The 17,000-nt window shown below is 61.8% G+C and carries 16 protein-coding genes; 12 read left to right on the top strand and 4 right to left on the bottom strand.

Translation table 11 applies throughout. The features are described from left to right. Positions 1-24 precede the first annotated feature (24 nt). From CS919_RS07925 to CS919_RS07900, 7 genes are all read left to right on the top strand, one after another. Entirely contained in the window at positions 25-618 is a 594-nt protein-coding gene (locus tag CS919_RS07925; protein ID WP_099298950.1) for a cell division protein SepF, read from the top strand. A 6-nt stretch (positions 619-624) separates the two neighbouring features. Beyond that, a complete protein-coding gene (locus CS919_RS07920) occupies positions 625-912 on the top strand; it encodes a YggT family protein (protein WP_099298949.1) in 288 nt (95 codons plus the stop codon). Positions 913-1,195: 283 nt separating this feature from the next. Next, positions 1,196-2,329 carry a DivIVA domain-containing protein gene (locus CS919_RS07915; protein ID WP_099298948.1) on the top strand — a complete coding sequence of 378 codons (1,134 nt, stop codon included), beginning with the start codon at positions 1,196-1,198 and terminating at the stop codon, positions 2,327-2,329. A 3-nt stretch (positions 2,330-2,332) separates the two neighbouring features. Next, positions 2,333-2,497 carry a hypothetical protein gene (locus CS919_RS10780; RefSeq protein WP_200818364.1) on the top strand — a complete coding sequence of 55 codons (165 nt, stop codon included), beginning with the start codon at positions 2,333-2,335 and terminating at the stop codon, positions 2,495-2,497. Between the two features lie 341 nt (positions 2,498-2,838). Then, positions 2,839-6,003 carry an isoleucine--tRNA ligase gene (ileS, locus tag CS919_RS07910; protein ID WP_099298947.1) on the top strand — a complete coding sequence of 1,055 codons (3,165 nt, stop codon included), beginning with the start codon at positions 2,839-2,841 and terminating at the stop codon, positions 6,001-6,003. A 41-nt stretch (positions 6,004-6,044) separates the two neighbouring features. Then, positions 6,045-7,019 carry an EamA family transporter gene (locus tag CS919_RS07905; protein ID WP_234990879.1) on the top strand — a complete coding sequence of 325 codons (975 nt, stop codon included), beginning with the start codon at positions 6,045-6,047 and terminating at the stop codon, positions 7,017-7,019. Positions 7,020-7,024: 5 nt separating this feature from the next. Next, complete coding sequence (locus tag CS919_RS07900) at positions 7,025-8,428, top strand: DNA polymerase IV (RefSeq protein WP_099298946.1); 1,404 nt, start codon at positions 7,025-7,027, stop codon at positions 8,426-8,428. 6 nt (positions 8,429-8,434) lie between these two features. On the opposite strand, the gene CS919_RS07895 is transcribed toward CS919_RS07900, so the two are convergent. Continuing rightward, positions 8,435-9,472, bottom strand: a complete 1,038-nt coding sequence (locus CS919_RS07895) for an asparaginase domain-containing protein (protein ID WP_099298945.1) — start codon at positions 9,470-9,472, stop codon at positions 8,435-8,437. A 95-nt stretch (positions 9,473-9,567) separates the two neighbouring features. Here CS919_RS07895 and CS919_RS07890 point away from each other — a divergent pair, with 95 nt between their 5' ends. Then, positions 9,568-10,077 (top strand): WKL family lipoprotein, encoded by a 510-nt coding sequence (locus tag CS919_RS07890; RefSeq protein ID WP_200818363.1) that lies wholly within the window; start codon positions 9,568-9,570, stop codon positions 10,075-10,077. A gap of 116 nt (positions 10,078-10,193) precedes the next feature. Here the strand turns inward: CS919_RS07890 and CS919_RS07885 are convergent, their stop codons facing one another. Then, positions 10,194-11,252, bottom strand: a complete 1,059-nt coding sequence (locus CS919_RS07885) for a hypothetical protein (RefSeq protein WP_143341772.1) — start codon at positions 11,250-11,252, stop codon at positions 10,194-10,196. Positions 11,253-11,434: 182 nt separating this feature from the next. Between CS919_RS07885 and lspA the strand changes: the two genes are divergently transcribed. From lspA to rarD, 4 genes are read left to right on the top strand one after another with little or no spacing between them, the layout of a single operon-like run. Continuing rightward, positions 11,435-11,941, top strand: a complete 507-nt coding sequence (gene lspA / locus CS919_RS07880) for a signal peptidase II (protein WP_099298942.1) — start codon at positions 11,435-11,437, stop codon at positions 11,939-11,941. Further along, the gene (locus tag CS919_RS07875) at positions 11,938-12,876 is read left to right on the top strand and encodes an RluA family pseudouridine synthase (RefSeq protein ID WP_200818362.1); all 939 of its coding nucleotides are present in this window, start codon (positions 11,938-11,940) and stop codon (positions 12,874-12,876) included. The genes lspA and CS919_RS07875 overlap by 4 nt, the downstream gene beginning before the upstream one ends. Further along, positions 12,869-13,531: a hypothetical protein gene (locus CS919_RS07870; RefSeq protein WP_200818361.1), complete on the top strand. Its 663-nt coding sequence runs from the start codon at positions 12,869-12,871 to the stop codon at positions 13,529-13,531. The genes CS919_RS07875 and CS919_RS07870 overlap by 8 nt, the downstream gene beginning before the upstream one ends. Continuing rightward, positions 13,528-14,424, top strand: a complete 897-nt coding sequence (rarD, locus tag CS919_RS07865; RefSeq protein WP_099298941.1) for an EamA family transporter RarD — start codon at positions 13,528-13,530, stop codon at positions 14,422-14,424. Before CS919_RS07870 ends, rarD begins: the two co-directional genes overlap by 4 nt. Before the next feature lie 10 nt (positions 14,425-14,434). Here the strand turns inward: rarD and CS919_RS07860 are convergent, their stop codons facing one another. Both CS919_RS07860 and CS919_RS07855 read right to left on the bottom strand, forming a co-directional pair. After that, positions 14,435-15,754 carry a D-arabinono-1,4-lactone oxidase gene (locus CS919_RS07860; protein WP_099298940.1) on the bottom strand — a complete coding sequence of 440 codons (1,320 nt, stop codon included), beginning with the start codon at positions 15,752-15,754 and terminating at the stop codon, positions 14,435-14,437. Then, entirely contained in the window at positions 15,754-16,932 is a 1,179-nt protein-coding gene (locus CS919_RS07855; RefSeq protein WP_099298939.1) for an alanine racemase, read from the bottom strand. The genes CS919_RS07860 and CS919_RS07855 overlap by 1 nt, the downstream gene beginning before the upstream one ends. Between the last annotated feature and the right edge of the window lie 68 nt (positions 16,933-17,000).

Raw genomic sequence — 17,000 nt, 5'->3', positions numbered from 1 at the left:
AATTTTAGGGAAGGAACCACACCCATGTCTGATGGTTTAGGCGGAAAACTCAAGGAGTTCTTCGGCTTTGGAGAGGTCGAAAACTACCAGGATCCCTACTTTGGCGATGGGTTTAGCGAAGAAGGCGCGGGGGCTCGTCGTGAGTCCGTAAGCCGAGATGCCGCTGAACGATCAGCAATGGACCGCGGCGCTTCCACTCGTGCTCGCGAGGATCGTTACTCTTCCCGCACTCGCTCCTCCTACGGCGAGTACGGCTCGGGCGCATCCCGCACGCCGGGCGCTAGCCGCTTTGATGAGCCTGCCGTGGGTGCTCGCTCTTCTGCTGCGAATCCTGTCGCGGATGAGCCGAAGGAGCCCAAGGTGGTACGCATCGCCTTGAGCACCTACACGCAGGGCAGTGACCTCGCGGAAATCATCAAGTCTGGCGACGTGACTGTGTTCAACTTGGGTGGCATGGAAAAGGGCGAGGCACGTCGCGTGCTGGACTTCGCCGCTGGCTTGGCTCGCGGCGTGGATGCCGAGTTGAAGAAGCTCAACGGTGTGCGCAACTTCGTGTTGATTCCACAGGGCCTGCACCTCGAGCCAAGCCAGCTGGAGCAGCTGGCTGAGGAACTCTAAGCCACCGTGTCTGCCTTCTTCCTTCTATTAGTCTGGCTGATTCGCTTTTACACCTTTATTTTGGTGCTGCGGATCGTCATTGAAATGATCCAATCCTTTTCCCGCAACTGGCGGCCACAACGGTGGTTCTCCATCCTGGCGGAGCCGGTGTTCGTGGTGACGGATCCGCCGGTCAAGGCTTTGCGCAAGCTCATTCCGCCACTGCGGATGGGTGGCATCGCTTTGGATCTGTCCATCCTGGTGCTGTTCTTCGGATTGCAGATCTTGTCCCGGATCTTCATGGCCTTGATCTAGTTGATCTAGACGCTCCTCGACGTTGCGGTTCCGCTTTCTGACCCAGAGTCTTAAAAGTCCGCGCCTTACCTCTCACAGGGTGGCGCGGACATTTTCGTGGAATTTTTCAGCGCTGTGGAAGAAAACGCTGTTTCGCTCTGTAACAATCTGCCAATAGACACGGTAGAATTTACACGTGTAGTTAAGCCTTATATGGTGAGCGCTGCTATGCTACTTAAAAGTTTTCATAAAAATTAAAACCTCTGGCACAACGAGGCAATTCCGATTTGGAAGGGACGAACCTATGCCACTGACTCCAGCTGACGTTCACAACGTGGCTTTCAGCAAGCCGCCTATTGGCAAGCGAGGCTACAACGAGGACGAGGTGGATCAGTTCCTCGACCTCGTTGAGGACACCCTTGCTGAGCTGCAGGATGAGAATGCGGATCTCCAGCGCAAGGTAGAAGATGGCTCCGGCGCAGGTACCGCTGCTGCCGCCGCTCCTGCTGTTGACGAAGCAGAGCTGCGCCGCAAGATTGAGGCTGACGTTCGCCGTGACGTGGAAGCCGACGTTCGCCGCGAGGTAGAGGCCAAGGTCCGCAAGGACGTTGAGGCCGAGTACGCTAGCCGCGCTCCACAGCAGAATTCTGCTTCTAACTCCGAGGTTGAGGCGAAGGTCCGCCGCGAGCTCGAGTCCAAGTACGAGTCCCGCATCAAGGACGCAGAGTCCCGTGCCAAGGCCGCTGAAGAGCGCGCTAAGAAGGCCGAAGCCGACGCTGCAGATTCCCGCAAGTCCGGCAACGCCGTTCCTGCTGCTGCAGCAGCCGCTGCTTCCACCGGTGATGCGCCCCAGGGAACCGCCACCGCGGATACCCACATGCAGGCTGCCCGCGTGCTGTCCCTGGCTCAGGAGATGGCAGACCGCCTCACCGGCGATGCTAAGGCAGAGTCCTCCTCCATGCTGGCAGATGCCCGCAACGAGGCTAAGCGCACCGTCGATCAGGCCAACTCTTCCTCCTCCAAGACCCTGGAAGATGCGAAGAAGACCGCTGACGCACAGCTGGCCGATGCCAAGGCTCGTTCCGAGAAGATGCTCGCCGAGGCCAAGCAGAAGTCTGACGCTCAGCTCGCCGATGCAGATCAGCGCTCCAAGACCCTGCTGTCTGATGCCAACGCTCAGTCCGAGGCTCAGATCCGCCAGGCTCAGGAGAAGGCCAACGCTCTCGAGCAGGATGCAGAGCGCAAGCACACTGAGATCATGAACACCATCAAGAAGCAGCAGACCACCCTTGAGGCTCGTATCGAGGAACTGCGCACCTACGAGCGCGAGTACCGCACCCGCCTCAAGACCTTCTTGGAGTCTCAGCTGGAGGAGCTCACCTCTCGCGGAACCGCCGCACCGGCTGGTACCCCAGAGGTAGAGAACAACAACCGCTAGTTCATGTTCATCTACGCACTGGCCCTCTCCGTTCTGGGCTTCATCGCCCTGATCGTGGCCCTGATCTTCGGATCGACGGCCTGGGCCATCGTCTGCGTAGTGATCGCGGCAGCCGGAATCGTCCTGTTCATCGTGGACTGGATCCGGCATCGTAAAAACCGGGTGTAGACTCGGCACTATTCGCGTAGATCCGGCAATCACCGGGGAGCGTCACCGGAAGAACGGTGGCTCTTGCACTCTCGAGAGAGCGAAGGGCGCTCAGTAGAACCGGGCGGGTTCGCGGCACGATACGCCGCATGATGAGTGGATCGGCATTCGCGCCTGTCTGTGCGTGTAGCACAGAAGTGGTGCGTGGGTGTCGGTCAACCAGGGTGGTACCGCGTGTCCGTCACGTCCCTGTTTTCTTCTTTTCGACGCCACACTTCAGGCCTTACCGAGGCTGGCGTCGAGAGAAAGAAGACACGGTGAGACGAAACGAATAACACGGACACAAAGGATCTTCAACCACCATGAACACCCCAGCTGGCGGCGCGTATCCCCGCAAGGACATGACCCAGGGCACCTCCTCTTTCCCTGTGATGGAGCAGGAAGTCCTGGATTATTGGGCTCAAGATAACACCTTCGCGGAGTCCATCGAGCAGCGAGACGGCGCGGAAGAATACGTCTTTTACGACGGCCCACCCTTCGCCAACGGCCTGCCACACTATGGCCACTTGCTGACGGGCTACGTCAAGGACATCGTTCCTCGTTACCAGACCATGCGCGGCAAGAAGGTTGCTCGTGTATTCGGCTGGGATTGCCATGGCCTGCCAGCGGAGCTGGAGGCGGAGAAGCAGCTGGGCATCAAGGGGCGCCAGGAAATCGAAGAGATGGGCGTGGCCAAGTTCAACGATTACTGCGCCACTTCCGTGCTGCGCTACGCGGACGAGTGGAAGGCGTATGTCACTCGTCAGGCTCGCTGGGTGGACTTCGAAAATGGCTACAAGACCATGGATCTGGACTTTATGGAGTCTGTGATGTGGGCGTTTAAGGCGCTGTGGGATAAGGGCCTGGTGTACCAGGGCTTCCGCGTGCTGCCCTACTCCTGGGCGGAGAACACGCCGCTGTCTAACCAGGAGACGCGCCTGGATGATTCTTACAAGATGCGCCAGGATCCCACGCTGACCGTGACGTTCCCCATCACGGGCGTCACGGACGGCTCATCTGCGAATGCGGACCTGGTAGGCGCGACCGCGCTGGCATGGACCACCACGCCATGGACGCTGCCTTCCAACTTGGCGCTGGCCGTCAACCCTTCCGTGACCTACGTGCAGGTCGAGGTGGGCGAGGACGGTGCTGAGGGCTTCGTTGGCCGTCGTTTCCTGCTGGCGCAGGACCTAGTGGGCGCGTATGCTAAGGAGCTCGGCGAGAACCATACTGTGGTTAGCGAGTACCCCGGCACAGAGCTGATCGGCCTGACCTACGAGCCGATCTTCGGCTACTTCCGCGATCACCCCAACGCGTTCCAGATCCTCGGTGCGGACTACGTCACCACCGAAGACGGCACGGGCATCGTCCACCAGGCCCCGGCCTTCGGTGAGGACGATATGAACACCTGCGACGCCGCCGGCATCGAGGTAGTCATCCCCGTGGACATGGACGGCAAGTTCACCTCCCTCGTTCCTGAGTACGAAGGCCTCCTTGTTTTCGACGCCAACAAGGAGATCATCAAGGACCTCAAGGAAGCCGGAAAGGTGGTCCGCCACCAGACGATCGAGCACTCCTACCCGCACTCGTGGCGCTCTGGTGAGCCGCTGATCTACATGGCTCTACCGTCCTGGTTCGTGGCCGTGACGAAGTTCCGCGACCGGATGGTGGAGCTGAACCACGATGAGATCGAGTGGCTGCCGGAGCACATCCGCGATGGCCAGTTTGGCAAGTGGCTGGAAAACGCCCGCGATTGGAACATCTCCCGTAACCGCTACTGGGGTTCGCCGATCCCAGTGTGGGTCTCGGATAACGACGAGTACCCACGCGTGGATGTGTATGGTTCCCTGGATGAGTTGGAGCGCGACTTCGGCCGCCGTCCTGCGTCTTTGCACCGTCCGGACATTGATGAGCTGACCCGTCCGAACCCGGACGATCCCACGGGCCAGTCCATCATGCGCCGTGTTCCCGAGGTGCTGGACTGCTGGTTCGAGTCCGGATCCATGCCGTTTGCGCAGGTCCACTACCCATTCGAGAACAAGGAATGGTTTGAGACTCACGCTCCAGCGGACTTCATCGTGGAGTACATCGGTCAGACCCGTGGCTGGTTCTACCTGCTGCACGTGCTGTCCGTGGCGCTGTTCGACCGCCCTGCATTCCGCAAGGTGGTGGCTCACGGCATCGTGCTGGGCGATGACGGGCTGAAGATGTCCAAGTCCAAGGGCAACTACCCGGATGTCAACGAGGTCTTTGACCGCGATGGTTCCGATGCCATGCGTTGGTTCCTCATGAGCTCGCCGATCCTGCGCGGTGGCAACTTGATCGTCACGGAGCAGGGCATCCGCGAAGGTGTGCGCCAGGCGATGCTGCCGATGTGGAACGCGTATTCCTTCTTGCGCCTGTACGCTTCTCAGCCGGCGGAGTTCTCCACGGATTCCACCAATGTGCTGGACCGCTACATCCTGGCGAAGCTGCGCGAGGCCGTGGAAAACACCACTGCGGCGCTGGACGCCACGGACGTGGCTAGCGCCACGGATGAGATCCGCACCTTCTGTGACGCGCTGACCAACTGGTACGTGCGCCGCTCCCGCAACCGCTTCTGGGAGGGCGATACCGTCCACCCTGAGGCATTCAACACCTTGTACACCGTGTTGGAGACGCTGTCCCGCGTGGCCTCGCCGCTGCTGCCGATGACCACCGAAGTGATCTGGCGCGGGCTGACCGGCGAGCGCTCTGTGCACCTGACCGACTGGCCAGATGCTTCGGCTCTGCCGGAGGATCCGCAGCTGGTGGAGGCGATGGACGCGGTGCGTTCTATCAGCTCTTCTGCGTCCTCCCTGCGCAAGGCGCATAAGCTGCGCAACCGCCTGCCACTGCCCAAGCTGACGGTGGCTATGCCGAACGCCTCGGCTCTGCAGGACTTCACCTCGATCATCGCGGATGAGGTCAATGTCAAGGATGTAGAGCTGACTGACGACGTCGCCTCCGTGGGAACCTTCGAGGTTGTGGTCAACGCTCGCGCGGCTGGACCGCGCTTGGGCAAGGACGTCCAACGCGTGATCAAGGCTGTGAAGTCCGGCAATTACACCGTCTCCGAGGACGGCGTGGTGGTCGCCGATGGCATCGAACTGCAAGACAACGAGTACACCCGCAAGCTCGTGGCGCAGGATCCGGACAACACCGCGGACTGCCCAGCGATCGGCGGCCTGGTGGTATTGGACACCAACGTCACCGAGGAGCTGGAAGCCGAAGGTTGGGCCGCCGACCGCATCCGCGGTCTGCAGGATGCTCGCAAGAACGCTGGTTTTGAGGTTACGGACCGCATCGCTGTGCGCCTGGCCGTGCCAGAGGATAAGCACCAGTGGGCATTGGAGCACTCGGACACCATCGCCAATGAGGTGCTGGCTACCAAGTTCGACGTCGTTATTGGCGAAGAGCTGCCCGTCGACGTGGCAGACGGCTGCACCGCAGAAGTGCAGCTTAGCTAGTGAGCTCTTCGAAGGCTTCGCGGTGGGCGGCGCCGGGGGTCATGGTGGCCTCCGGCGCGTCCCTGTACGCGGGTGCGGCCCTGGCCGTGGGCCTGTTCGAACAGTTCCCGCCCGCGATCGTGGCATGGATGAGGATGAGCGCCGCGGCGGTCATCCTGGTGGTTCTGCTACGCCCAAAGCTTTCGGAATTCATCAGTACCTCCGGCCGCCTCGCGGGGCTCTTCGGCCTGGTGACGCTGGGCATGAACATGGTCTTTTACGAGGCCATCGCCCGGCTTCCCATGGGCACCGCCGTGGCCATCGAGTTCCTTGGTCCCATCGCCGTGGCTGCCCTGGGCAGCAGATCCGGCAGGGACTGGCTCGCCCTGATCCTGGCCGCCACCGGCGTGCTCACTCTGTCTGGGGCGCAGTGGTCTAGTTCTGCGTCTGGTGTGCTGTTTGCGCTGGGCGCTGCCGTGCTGTGGGCGTTCTACATCGTGCTGGGGGACAAGGTCTCCCGCGATGCCGTGGCACCCGAGCCGGTCACCGGTGGGCTGAGCGCAGAGGAAGACTTCCAGCTCTCAGGCCAGCTTGCAGAACAACCTGCGCAGCAATCCAGCAAACGCACTGGCCTGGCCGTGGGCTTTGGATGGGCCGCGGTGCTCAGCGCTCCATTGTTGGGCTTGGGATTGTATGCGGCGGAGCAGGCAGGGGTGGCGTCGATAAATACGACGATGGCCCCAATGCTCATCGTCGGCCTGGCCATCGGACTTGGCACCCTGAGCGCGGTGATCCCGTACAGCCTGGACCAGGTGGTGCTGAGGATGGCCGGTCCGGCGTACTTTGCGCTGCTGCTGGCACTGTTGCCGCTGGTGGCGGCGATTGCGGGGGCGATCGTGCTGGGGCAGATGCTGACTGCGGTGGAAGTGGTGGGAATCGCCGCTGTGGTGGCAGCCGTGGCGGTGCGCAAGCCGGGGGAGTCCGCTGCAGCTGATCCGGAGGCCGGCGAAAAAAGTAATGCCGGGGACAGTGCTTAGAGCAAATGACGGACAGCGAACTGACGGGTGAGTCTCAACCACGGTGGGTCGCGCACATCGACATGGACGCATTTTTCGCCTCGGTGGAGCAACTGACCCGGCCCACGCTGCGCGGACGTCCCGTGCTGGTCGGCGGCATGAGTGGGCGAGGAGTGGTCGCCGGAGCCTCCTACGAGGCGCGGGTGTTTGGTGCTCGTTCGGCGATGCCCACCACCCAAGCGGTGCGCATGTGCCACGGCAAGGCAGTGGTGGTGATGCCGAGATTTTCGGTTTACTCGGCCGCATCGCAACGCATCTTTGACGTACTGCGGGAACGGGCGGGAATCATCGAACAGCTGAGCGTGGACGAGGGTTTCGCCGAGCCCACCCAGCTGCGCGACGCCACCGATGAGCAGGCCTACCAGTGGGCCCTGGAACTGCAGCAGGCGGTGGAGGAGCGCACCGGTCTGCCCGCCTCTGTGGGCATGGCGGCCACCAAACTGGATGCGAAAATGGCCAGTGATCTGGGCAAACCGCACGGCATCAAAGTGGTTCCTGTGCGTGAGCGTTTGGAGATTTTCGGCTCGCGCCCCGTGGGGGAACTGTGGGGCATCGGGCGCGTGGCGCAGGGCAGGCTCGCCGAGGTGGGCGTACGCACGATCGGTGATTTTGTGGCGATGGATCCTGCCGACGCCCGCTCCTTACTCTCCTCAGTGGGCGCCGAGATCCAGCGCATGGCCGCGGGCGATGACCCCCGGCCCGTGGCACCGCGAGCCCGTTCCAAGCAGGTCAGCGCGGAGCGGACCCTGGAGACCGACGTGCGAACCTCCGCCGAGGTGTGGGGCTATGTGGAAGATGCCGCCCGCGCTGCACACAAGCGGTTGCTCAAGGACGGGCGAGCCGCGCGGACCATCACCGCGAAGGTGCGCACCAACGATTTCCAGATCCACACGCGCTCTGCCACGCTGCCCGCCGCCACCGATGACTTCGAGACGATCGTGGCGGTGGCACGCCGCGTGCTCCCGCGGCCGGAGAAGGTCGGCGCGATCCGGCTGGTGGGCGTGGGCCTGACCGGGCTGATGGACGACCGGCAGGAGTTGTTGTTCCCGGAGCTGAGCAACCCCGCTCACGGCCCGGATGTGGTGATCACCTCGCAAACGGACGAGTCCGAGCTGGGGCCGCTGAACGCTCGCTCAGCGGGCGCCGAGATGTGGCATAACACCCAGGACATCGTGCATTCCGAGTATGGCCACGGATGGGTGCAGGGCACGGGATCTGGGGTGGTCAGCGTGCGTTTTGAGACGCGCTCCACGGGCCCGGGGAAGACCAAGACCTTTGCTATTGATGATCCGCATTTGTCCGCGGGCAACCCCCTGGATTCCCTGGATTGGGAGCTGCCCGATGAGGATGACGACGAGCCGGAGGACTAGCGCTCTTTAGCGTTCTCCGGAATTCTCGTTTCTAGCCTTGCGGGCGAGGTACCCAATGAGCCCGATGCGCGCCTGAGATGGTCGCAGATTTCCGCCGGACATCATCCCGTGCCGCGCCAAGTTGGCACCACCACCTGAGCCGCCGTAGACAAAGTGCACACCACCCTCTGGCACCCGCGAGCACACCACCACCGGCATCCCGGTGTTAGAAATGGCCTCGAACAGCGCGTCTGCCATCAGTGGCGGGATGTTTCCGCTGCCCAGGCCAGCGACAACCATGGCGTCGATAGGAGGAATCTCACCACGCCGGGCCCCGCCCATCATCGCCCGCACGAGCTGCCCATCGGCGCCGGCGTACGCGTCCAGGATGGGGACGTTCCATCCGGAAAACCGGGTGGGCGTGGGTTCCGTGTTGAGGAACGACGCCCTGCTCTCGGCAGCCTCATACGATAAGCCCGCATCCGCCGTGGTGTGCGTCTTGGTTGTGCCCGCAGCGGGGAGAACCTTCCCGCCGAAGACAATGTGAGGGCGGCGCGTGGCCGAGTTTTCCGCAGAGGATTGTGTGCCCTCTAGGAGGTGGGCAACGGCATCCTTCAGATTCCCTGGGCCGTCCGCTTGCGGATGGTCCGCTGGGCGCTGCGCTCCGGTGATAGCTACTGGAATGCTCGCACCGAGTGCTACGTCCATGGCCATGGCGGTTTCCTCCATGGTGTCCGTACCGTGCACCACCACCACGCCAGCCAACTGTTTACCTTGGGCGCGTGTGGTTTCGGCGCACGTGACAACCTCGCTGATCAGGGCATCGATGTCTTCCAATTGCAGAGCGGAGGAATCCAGGCTCATGGCGTCGAAACAAGAAATCTCGCACGTCGGCATATCGGTGACCCCGGCCTGCTCGGCGATGTCCGCGATGGACAGCGACGGGGTGAGATCGCCGTTGCTATCGGTGGTGCAGGAAATGGTTCCGCCGGTGCCGATGATGGCAATGACTGGGGCAGATGTGGTGTACTCGGGTGGCTTCTGAGGGGTGGAATTGCGATCCATAGGATTCAGGCTAGTAGTCACACGATTAACATGTGTAACATGGGTGCCTATCAAAACCCACTGTGGCTCACATGAAACAAGGAGCAATATTTCTCATGCGTAAGGCTTCCCTGAAGGCTCTTGCACTGGCCACCGCGCTCGGCGCCGGCCTGACCCTGAGCGCTTGCGGCGACGACGAGTCGGATACCCCGGATACCACTACGTCCACCACCACTACCTCCAGCCAAGCGCAGACCGCTCCAACCGCAGCTGACCTGCAGACCGTGCTGGCCCGCGCAGTGGATCCCAACGTGCCCACGGACCAGAAGCTAGACACCGTGATGGGTGGCCAGGAAGCTCCTGAACTGTTCGACGCGCTGACCAAGGCCAGCGTTGATTCCGGCGCGACCTTCGAGGTCAAGGAGCCTGTCTTGCCATCGGCTCTGCCGGGAATTTATACCGCCTCGGTCAACCTGATCATGCCGGACCGTGAGCCACAGCTGATCTCCGGTGTGGAGTTCGTGCAACAGGACGGCAAGTACAAGCTGGACCGCAAGTGGGCGTGTGACCTGGTGACCAACGTGGTTCCAGACCAGGTCCCGCCGATGTGTAACCAGGCGCTGTAGCTTCTGCTGTAGCAGTTGCAGCTCAAGCCCGGTCCGCAACGATTGCGGGCCGGGCTTAGTGTGATGGCGCGCTTCCGCGGTGAGGTGGGCAGTTGCCTGCCGCACGGCCCCCGCAGCTAGGACCAAGTGCTCTTGCTGGTGGACTTCTGCACTACCTCGGTGGCGGAATCGTCCTTGCCATAGCGAGTTGTAGTGGTCAGGTTCACCGATCCACGCTGCGGCAGCGGATGCGTGAGGTCTACGGTGATCTGCCCGGAAGACTCGGTGCTGACGTCGAGAATCTTCAAATCAGTGCCCGCAAGAAACTGCGTGGCCGGACGACGATCCACCGAAACTGCCAGCGTCACCGTCTTATTCTGCTTGCTCGTCACGGTGTAGGTGACGTCCTGCAGCAGGGACATGCCACCATCGTCCACACGATTGGAGACAGTCCACTTCGCGCCCTGGCCCAGCGGCTCGGAGGGGAAGACCAGCGGAAGGTTATTCATCTGCACCAGCGCCTCCTCCACGCTGGCGCGGGCGGAATCGGTGGCCCCTTCCGGCGCGGAGAAGGAGCGGGTTTGGGTGCGACCGCTGCTGTCCTGCTCGGAGGTCATGCGGAAGCCCTCGGCGGAGGCGATGTCTTCATTGCGCTCGGTGTTATCGCCAGTGGGGGTGCCCACGGTGACGGTGCTGGTGCGCACGTCGCCATCGGTTTGGATGTTGGCCGTCAGCGGCAACTTCATCGTCACTTCGCTATAAGGAACGTTGAAGTCTTCCTTGTTCAGCTCGGAATCGGAGTTAGAGCCGGACTCGGCTGCGTCGGTGTTGGCCGCATCAGTGCCGGAGGCGGATTCAGGTGCGGACGCATCGGCAGACTCGGAGGAGCTTGTCTCTGCGCTGGAAGGCTCGACGCTTGCAGAGTCGGAAGAAGCCGCAGCCTCCGCATCCAGACGCCGCTTCATCGCCTGATCGACCTCCGTGTGCTGCTCCAGCCCGCGCGTGTAGGCGTACTCCACCTGCTGTTCCTCCGGCGCGGTGAACCACACCAACGGCTGTTTGGGAGCCTCGCCGGCATCCACCAGCGTCACGCGCACACCCTCCACGGGTGCGTCCACGGCGGCGGGGGCTTGGTCGGCGTCAGTGCCACACGCAGCCACGGCGGTGATGGTCAGCGTGACCATCACCGCCTTCACTATGCGAAGTTTTCGGTCTACCACGGTTACTCAGCCTAACAGTTGGCCCGCCGCCCTCTTCCGAAGCGAACCAACCCGAACCAACCCACGCCAGCCGAACGCCAACCAAACCCAGCCCAAACCTCCACCAAACCGCTTGCGGATTCCAGCGCCAGGGCGGGGGACTACTAGACTGTCTCTTTGTGAAATCCCAACGAGTGACCGTCCTATCGCTAGTCCTGCTGATGGTGATCGTGGGCGTGGATCAGCTCACCAAGTGGTTGGTTGTTGAAAATTTGGATCCGCGCACGTCGTACCCCATCATCGGCGAGTGGTTCCGCCTGTTTCTGATTCGCAATCCGGGTGCCGCTTTTTCCTTTGGCGTGGATGCCACCATCGTTTTCTCGATTTTCCAGATCATCGCCACAGTGGTGTGCGTGGTCACGCTGTTTCGCGTGCGTTCGTGGTGGGCGGCCGCGCCTGCGGTGCTGATCGGCGCAGGTGCATGTGGCAATCTCCTGGATAGGATTTTCCGTTCGCCGGGTGCGCTGCATGGCCATGTGGTGGACTTTTTCTCTTTCGGCAGCTTCGCAATTTTCAACGTGGCGGATGCGGCCATCACGGTGGGTGTGGTGGTGTATTTGTGGTTTGTTGTTGTCGTCGAAAATAAGGAACAACAACCTGCCATGGACGGCGAGGTGGCACGATGACCAGGGAGAATCGTGTGATGCCGGTGCCTGACGGGCTCGGTGGGATGAGGGTCGACGCAGGCCTGTCCAAATTGTTGGGCCTGTCCCGAAGTGTCGTGGCGGAGATGGCTGTCGACGGGGACGTGTTGCAGGACGGCCAGGTCGTGGGGAAGTCGGATCGCTTGTTGGCTGGCGCGTGGCTGGATGTGACTTTGCCTGAACCGCCGCGTGACCTGGCTGCGGAGCCGCCGCAGCACGTGGAGGGGATGAACATCCTCTACTCGGATGATGACGTGATTGTGGTGGATAAGCCGGTGGGCGTGGCGGCACACCCGACGTTGGGTTGGGAGGGTCCTACCGTCACGGCTGGTTTGGCCGCTGCTGGTTTTAGAATTTCGACGTCAGGTTCTCCCGAGCGCAAGGGAATCGTGCAACGCTTGGACGTGGGAACGTCCGGAGTGATGATCGTGGCGGCATCCGAACGTGCTTATACCGTGTTGAAAAGGGCGTTTAAGCAGCGTGAGGTGACCAAGACGTATCACGCCCTGGTGCAGGGTCACCCGGACCCCACGGATGGCACCATCGATGCCCCGATTGGCCGGCATCCTTCCGCCGGCTGGCGGTTCGCAGTGCGAGATGATGGCAAGCACGCCGTGACGCACTACAGCACGCTGGAGGCTCATCGCCAGGCAACGCTGGTGGAAGTGAAGTTGGAGACGGGCCGCACGCACCAGATCCGCGTGCACTTTTCCTCCATGCACCATCCGCTGGTGGGGGATCCGGTGTACGGCAGTGATCCCAACTTGGCCAAGAAGATGGGACTGGTCCGGCAGTGGCTCCATGCGGTTTCGCTGGGATTCCCGCACCCCAATGGGGAGTTCATGACGGTGACCTCTGAGTACCCGGATGATTTGGATCATGCTCTGCAGGTGTTGAGGGAGGTCAACGGTGTCTAAAGATCCACAATTCTCCGCACGGCAGTCGCAGCAGGTGGCGGCGGATAAGAAGCGCTCGCGTCAGTTGGATTGGGAGGATACTCGCCGCCCGGCATGGGTGGCGTGGCTATCTGTGCTGTGTCTGATTGCGCTGCTGGTCAGTATCTTGGCGCTGTCTAGCTCGGACCGAGTGTCGAAGCCGCAGAACATTAACGGCGATCAGCTAGGCCCGTTTGATGTGGCAACCTCGCAGGAGTACTTCGCTGAGTCGGAGCAGAAGCTGGAGCAGGCGCAGGGCGATCAGCCGCGGTGGGCGCTGGTGACTCCGCGCGCTCCGATGGCGCCAAGCAAGCTGGCGGGCTCTGTGAGCGACCCGGACCTGCGTGTCAGCACGTTGTTGGTGGGGCCGGTGCAGTGGGTGATCCCGGAACCGGCCAGTGGCCTTCGTCGCGCGGACGTTCTGCGTGGTGCGGCCGAGCAAATGGCTGAAGGTGCCGGAGTGAAGCCGAGCGACATCAAGGTGGAAGGCGTGCTGGTACGCGGAACCCCTGAGCAGCTGCGAGCGGTGGCGGAGGATTCAGCAATCGCCGCCGTGGAACCTGCGGATGCAGGTGCCGTATACGGGCGAATCGGGATCCGGCCTGTCAGCGAACCAACGGCAGGGGAGAGCTCGTGATCTGGGGTTGGCTGGCCTATGGCATGTGGGGCATGTTCCCCGCCTTCTTCCCGCTGCTCAAGCCCGCGCAACCGCTAGAGATCCTGTCTCACCGGTTCCTTTGGACTTTCGTATTCATGGGCATTGTCTTGGCCCTGATACGCAGCCTGAAAAAGCTCAAGACGCTCACCGCCAAGGAATGGATCCTAGTGACGGTGGCGGCCGTGGTTATTTCCGTGAACTGGGGCGTGTACGTCTATGCAGTGAATAATGATCACGTGGCCGATGCCGCACTGGGTTACTTCATCAACCCGCTGGTGAGCGTGATGCTGGGCGTGGTGGTGCTGAAGGAATCGCTGCGCAGGTTGCAGATAGTTTCCGTGGGCTTGGCGGTGGTTGCCGTGCTGATCATGACCTTGATGCTGGGCAATCCGCCGTGGATCTCCCTGTTGCTGGCCTTCAGTTTCGGTATCTACGGCCTGGTGAAAAAGCAGGTGACTCTGTCTCCGCAGATCTCTCTGATGGCAGAAACGATGGTGCTGGCTCCGGTAGGACTGGCCTACGTGATCTGGCTGCAGACCCAGGGGAGCAACACCTTTGTTCAAGACGGACCCAGCCACGCGGTGCTGCTGATGCTGGCGGGCGTGGTCACTGCCTTGCCGCTGCTCTGCTTCGCGCGCGCCGCGCATGAAATGACGCTGACCAGCCTGGGCATGATTCAGTACATCACCCCGATGCTGCAGATTGTATGGGCAGTCTTTGTCACCCATGAGTTCATCGAAACCGGCCGCTGGGTGGGCTTTTGCATCATCTGGGTGGCGCTGGCGATCTTCGTGTTCGACCTCGCGATGAATGCGCGAAAAACTCGCGCTGCTCGAGCAGCACGAGTTACCTCCGTGCCGCTCGAAAGCTAGCTCCCTCGTCCTACAAGCCGAAGATCCGATCCACCATCGCGTTGCGGAACAACCCTTGCGGATCAATCTGCTTGCGGAATTCGCTAGCGCGCGCCAGATCCTCGTGGCGCTCCAGCAGATCCTCGTGCGTCAGGCTGTGCAACTTGCCCCAGTGAGGGCGGCCACCCGCAGCCTTGAAGATTGGCTCGATCCGGCGAAAATACGCCCAGTGGTCCTGCTTGAAGTAGCGGTGCACCGCAATGTAGCAGGATTCGCGTCCCTTGGCGGTGGACATTGGAACATCGTCCGCACCCGTGCATCGCACCTCGATGGGGAACAGCACCTCTTCACCGCTGTTATTGATCGCACGGTGCACCTCGGCAAGCACCTCGGTGGCATCCGCCAGCGGAACGGCATATTCCATTTCGTTGAAGCGCACGCGACGCTTAGACACGAACACCCCGTGGGCCACGTCTGAGTACTCGCGCTGCGCCAACGCCTTCGCCGAGAACTTAGCCAGCGGATACGTGCTGGCAGGAACGAGTCCACTGAGCTGGTTCATTGCCCCGAAGATGCCATTGTTCAGCACCTCGTCTTCCATCACGGACTTCCACCGGGGAATAGGGTGGGTCGGCGTGCCGCCTGGGCGTCGAATATTGGTCTTCACATGCGCCACGGACGTCTGCGGGAACCAGTAGTACTCCAGGTGATCCACGGCGTGACAGCGCGCCGGGAAGTTAGCCACCAGCTGATCGAGGGGCTCGGCAACCTCGCTGGCCTCCAGCACGAACGTCGGCACCACGGACATTTCCACCTCGGTGACGATGCCCCATGCGCCCAGGGAAATCCGGGCGAGGTCAAACAGCTCCCGGTCCACAGCACTTTCGGATTCCGGAGACACGTGGCGAACCTGGCCGTCCGGGGTGACGATGCAGAAACTGCGCACCATCCCCGCGAAACCAGTGAAGTTCGCGCCGGTGCCGTGCGTACCCGTGCTGATCGCACCCACCACGGACTGCGGATCCACATCTCCCTGGTTGGCGAACGCCACACCCAAAGGACGCAGAAGATCCGGCACATCGCGCAGGCGCGTTCCAGCCCGCAGGGTGACGGTCATCTTGTCCTTGTTGAACTCCACCAGCCCGCTGAGGTTATCCAGGTTCACCAGTGTGCCGTCCGTCTGCGCCATGCTCGTAAAGGAGTGGCCCGCGCCGACTGCCTTGACCCGACCCGCTGATTCGGCCGCGGTGCGGATGATCTCCTGCACCTCGCCTTCGCTGCTGGGCTGAGCGATTCGCGTGGGGTTGGACGTTGCCACCCCGGACCAGTTGCTCCACGTGTTCTTAGCCATTAGACAAAGCTCCTTCCTTCACCGCGGTAGGTGGGCCATTCGTCGACCACCTCACCGCCGGATACCACCAACACGGTGTCGATGTATTCAGTTTGTTCGCCCGCCTTGGACGGCCGCATCCACACGTGATCGCCGATGCGCATGGTGCGTGCGGCCTCACCGGTCAGCGGCGTTTGCACTTCGCCGAAGCCTTCGAGCGAGCTGGTCTTGAGTCCTTGTGGCCAGTCCACGACAGGTAGTCGGTCTTTTCCTATCGGGCCCGACGCCACTCTGCCGCCTCCCGCTACCGTCACAGTCTCGAGGTTGGGGCGGCGCACCACGGGAAGAACGAACCATTCCGCGGGCTGCGGCGAGAAGTTCTTGTAGTGATCGAACAACGCGGGGCCGATGATCCCCGATCCAGCGCCGATCTCCGTGATCACCTTTTCCGCCGAGGTGCTTTCGACGGAGCCCGTGCCGCCTCCGTTGACGAACTCCAAGGCGGGCTTGCCTGCCTTGCGGAGATCGGAATTGACGGCCTTGACCAGCTGCTCCCTGCGGTGGGCGAGCTCCCGGGTGGAGAACTTTTTCATCATCGCTACGGCTGGAGAGGTATCCGTGGTGCCGGCGATCTGCCCTTCGTAGGCCATCAACCCGACTAGATCAAAGCCCTTGCGGGTGCCAACCGCCCGGACGAATTCTTGTACCTCGTCAACGCTGCGGATAGGGGAGCGCAGGGCTCCGATATGAAGCTTGCCGAGCTCGAGCGCGGCGTCGATATCAACACAAATACGAAGAGGACCACGCTCGTTGGCGGGCACCACACTATCGATGAAATCGAGGTGCTCCACTGAATCCACCATGAGGGTGATGCACCGGCGGAGGTGATCGTCCGTGATCAAGCGATGGAGGGCCTCGCGGTGCGCAGAAGGGTAGGCCACCAGGACATCGTTGCTGGTAGAAGATTCCACCAGCCAGATGGCCTCGTTGAGGTTGTATCCCAACACACCCTGGTAGCCGGGCTCTTCCAAAATGCGACTGATCAGCCCGCGGATGCGGATGGATTTACTGGCGAGGCGGATGGGGGTACCCGAAGCGCGCCGCGCCATATCGGCGGCATTTGCCAGCGCAGCATCGAGATCCAGCACCGCAAACGGGGCATCGAGGTGTTCAACGACGGAACGAATATCTGGCTTCACAATCGATAGACTACGGTGGGATTATTGCCCTTTGGGCGGAAACAAAATGTTTGTAGTCAAGATTCCTG

Source organism: Corynebacterium dentalis (assembly GCF_900232865.1).
Classification (GTDB): Bacteria; Actinomycetota; Actinomycetes; order Mycobacteriales; family Mycobacteriaceae; genus Corynebacterium; species Corynebacterium dentalis.
The sequence above is the reverse complement of the archived record's forward strand: the minus strand, read 5'-3'. Positions and strand labels throughout refer to the sequence as shown.

What these genes read in the sequence shown, in the direction of transcription:
- CS919_RS07925 (WP_099298950.1), top strand. Translation starts at nt 25, where the DNA reads ATGTCTGATGGTTTAGGCGGAAAACTCAAGGAGTTCTTCGGCTTTGGA.
- CS919_RS07915 (WP_099298948.1), top strand. Translation starts at nt 1,196, where the DNA reads ATGCCACTGACTCCAGCTGACGTTCACAACGTGGCTTTCAGCAAGCCG.
- CS919_RS10780 (WP_200818364.1), top strand. Translation starts at nt 2,333, where the DNA reads ATGTTCATCTACGCACTGGCCCTCTCCGTTCTGGGCTTCATCGCCCTG.
- ileS (WP_099298947.1), top strand. Translation starts at nt 2,839, where the DNA reads ATGAACACCCCAGCTGGCGGCGCGTATCCCCGCAAGGACATGACCCAG.
- CS919_RS07905 (WP_234990879.1), top strand. Translation starts at nt 6,045, where the DNA reads ATGGTGGCCTCCGGCGCGTCCCTGTACGCGGGTGCGGCCCTGGCCGTG.
- CS919_RS07900 (WP_099298946.1), top strand. Translation starts at nt 7,025, where the DNA reads ATGACGGACAGCGAACTGACGGGTGAGTCTCAACCACGGTGGGTCGCG.
- CS919_RS07895 (WP_099298945.1), bottom strand. Translation starts at nt 9,472, where the DNA reads ATGGATCGCAATTCCACCCCTCAGAAGCCACCCGAGTACACCACATCT.
- CS919_RS07890 (WP_200818363.1), top strand. Translation starts at nt 9,568, where the DNA reads ATGCGTAAGGCTTCCCTGAAGGCTCTTGCACTGGCCACCGCGCTCGGC.
- CS919_RS07875 (WP_200818362.1), top strand. Translation starts at nt 11,938, where the DNA reads ATGACCAGGGAGAATCGTGTGATGCCGGTGCCTGACGGGCTCGGTGGG.
- CS919_RS07860 (WP_099298940.1), bottom strand. Translation starts at nt 15,754, where the DNA reads ATGGCTAAGAACACGTGGAGCAACTGGTCCGGGGTGGCAACGTCCAAC.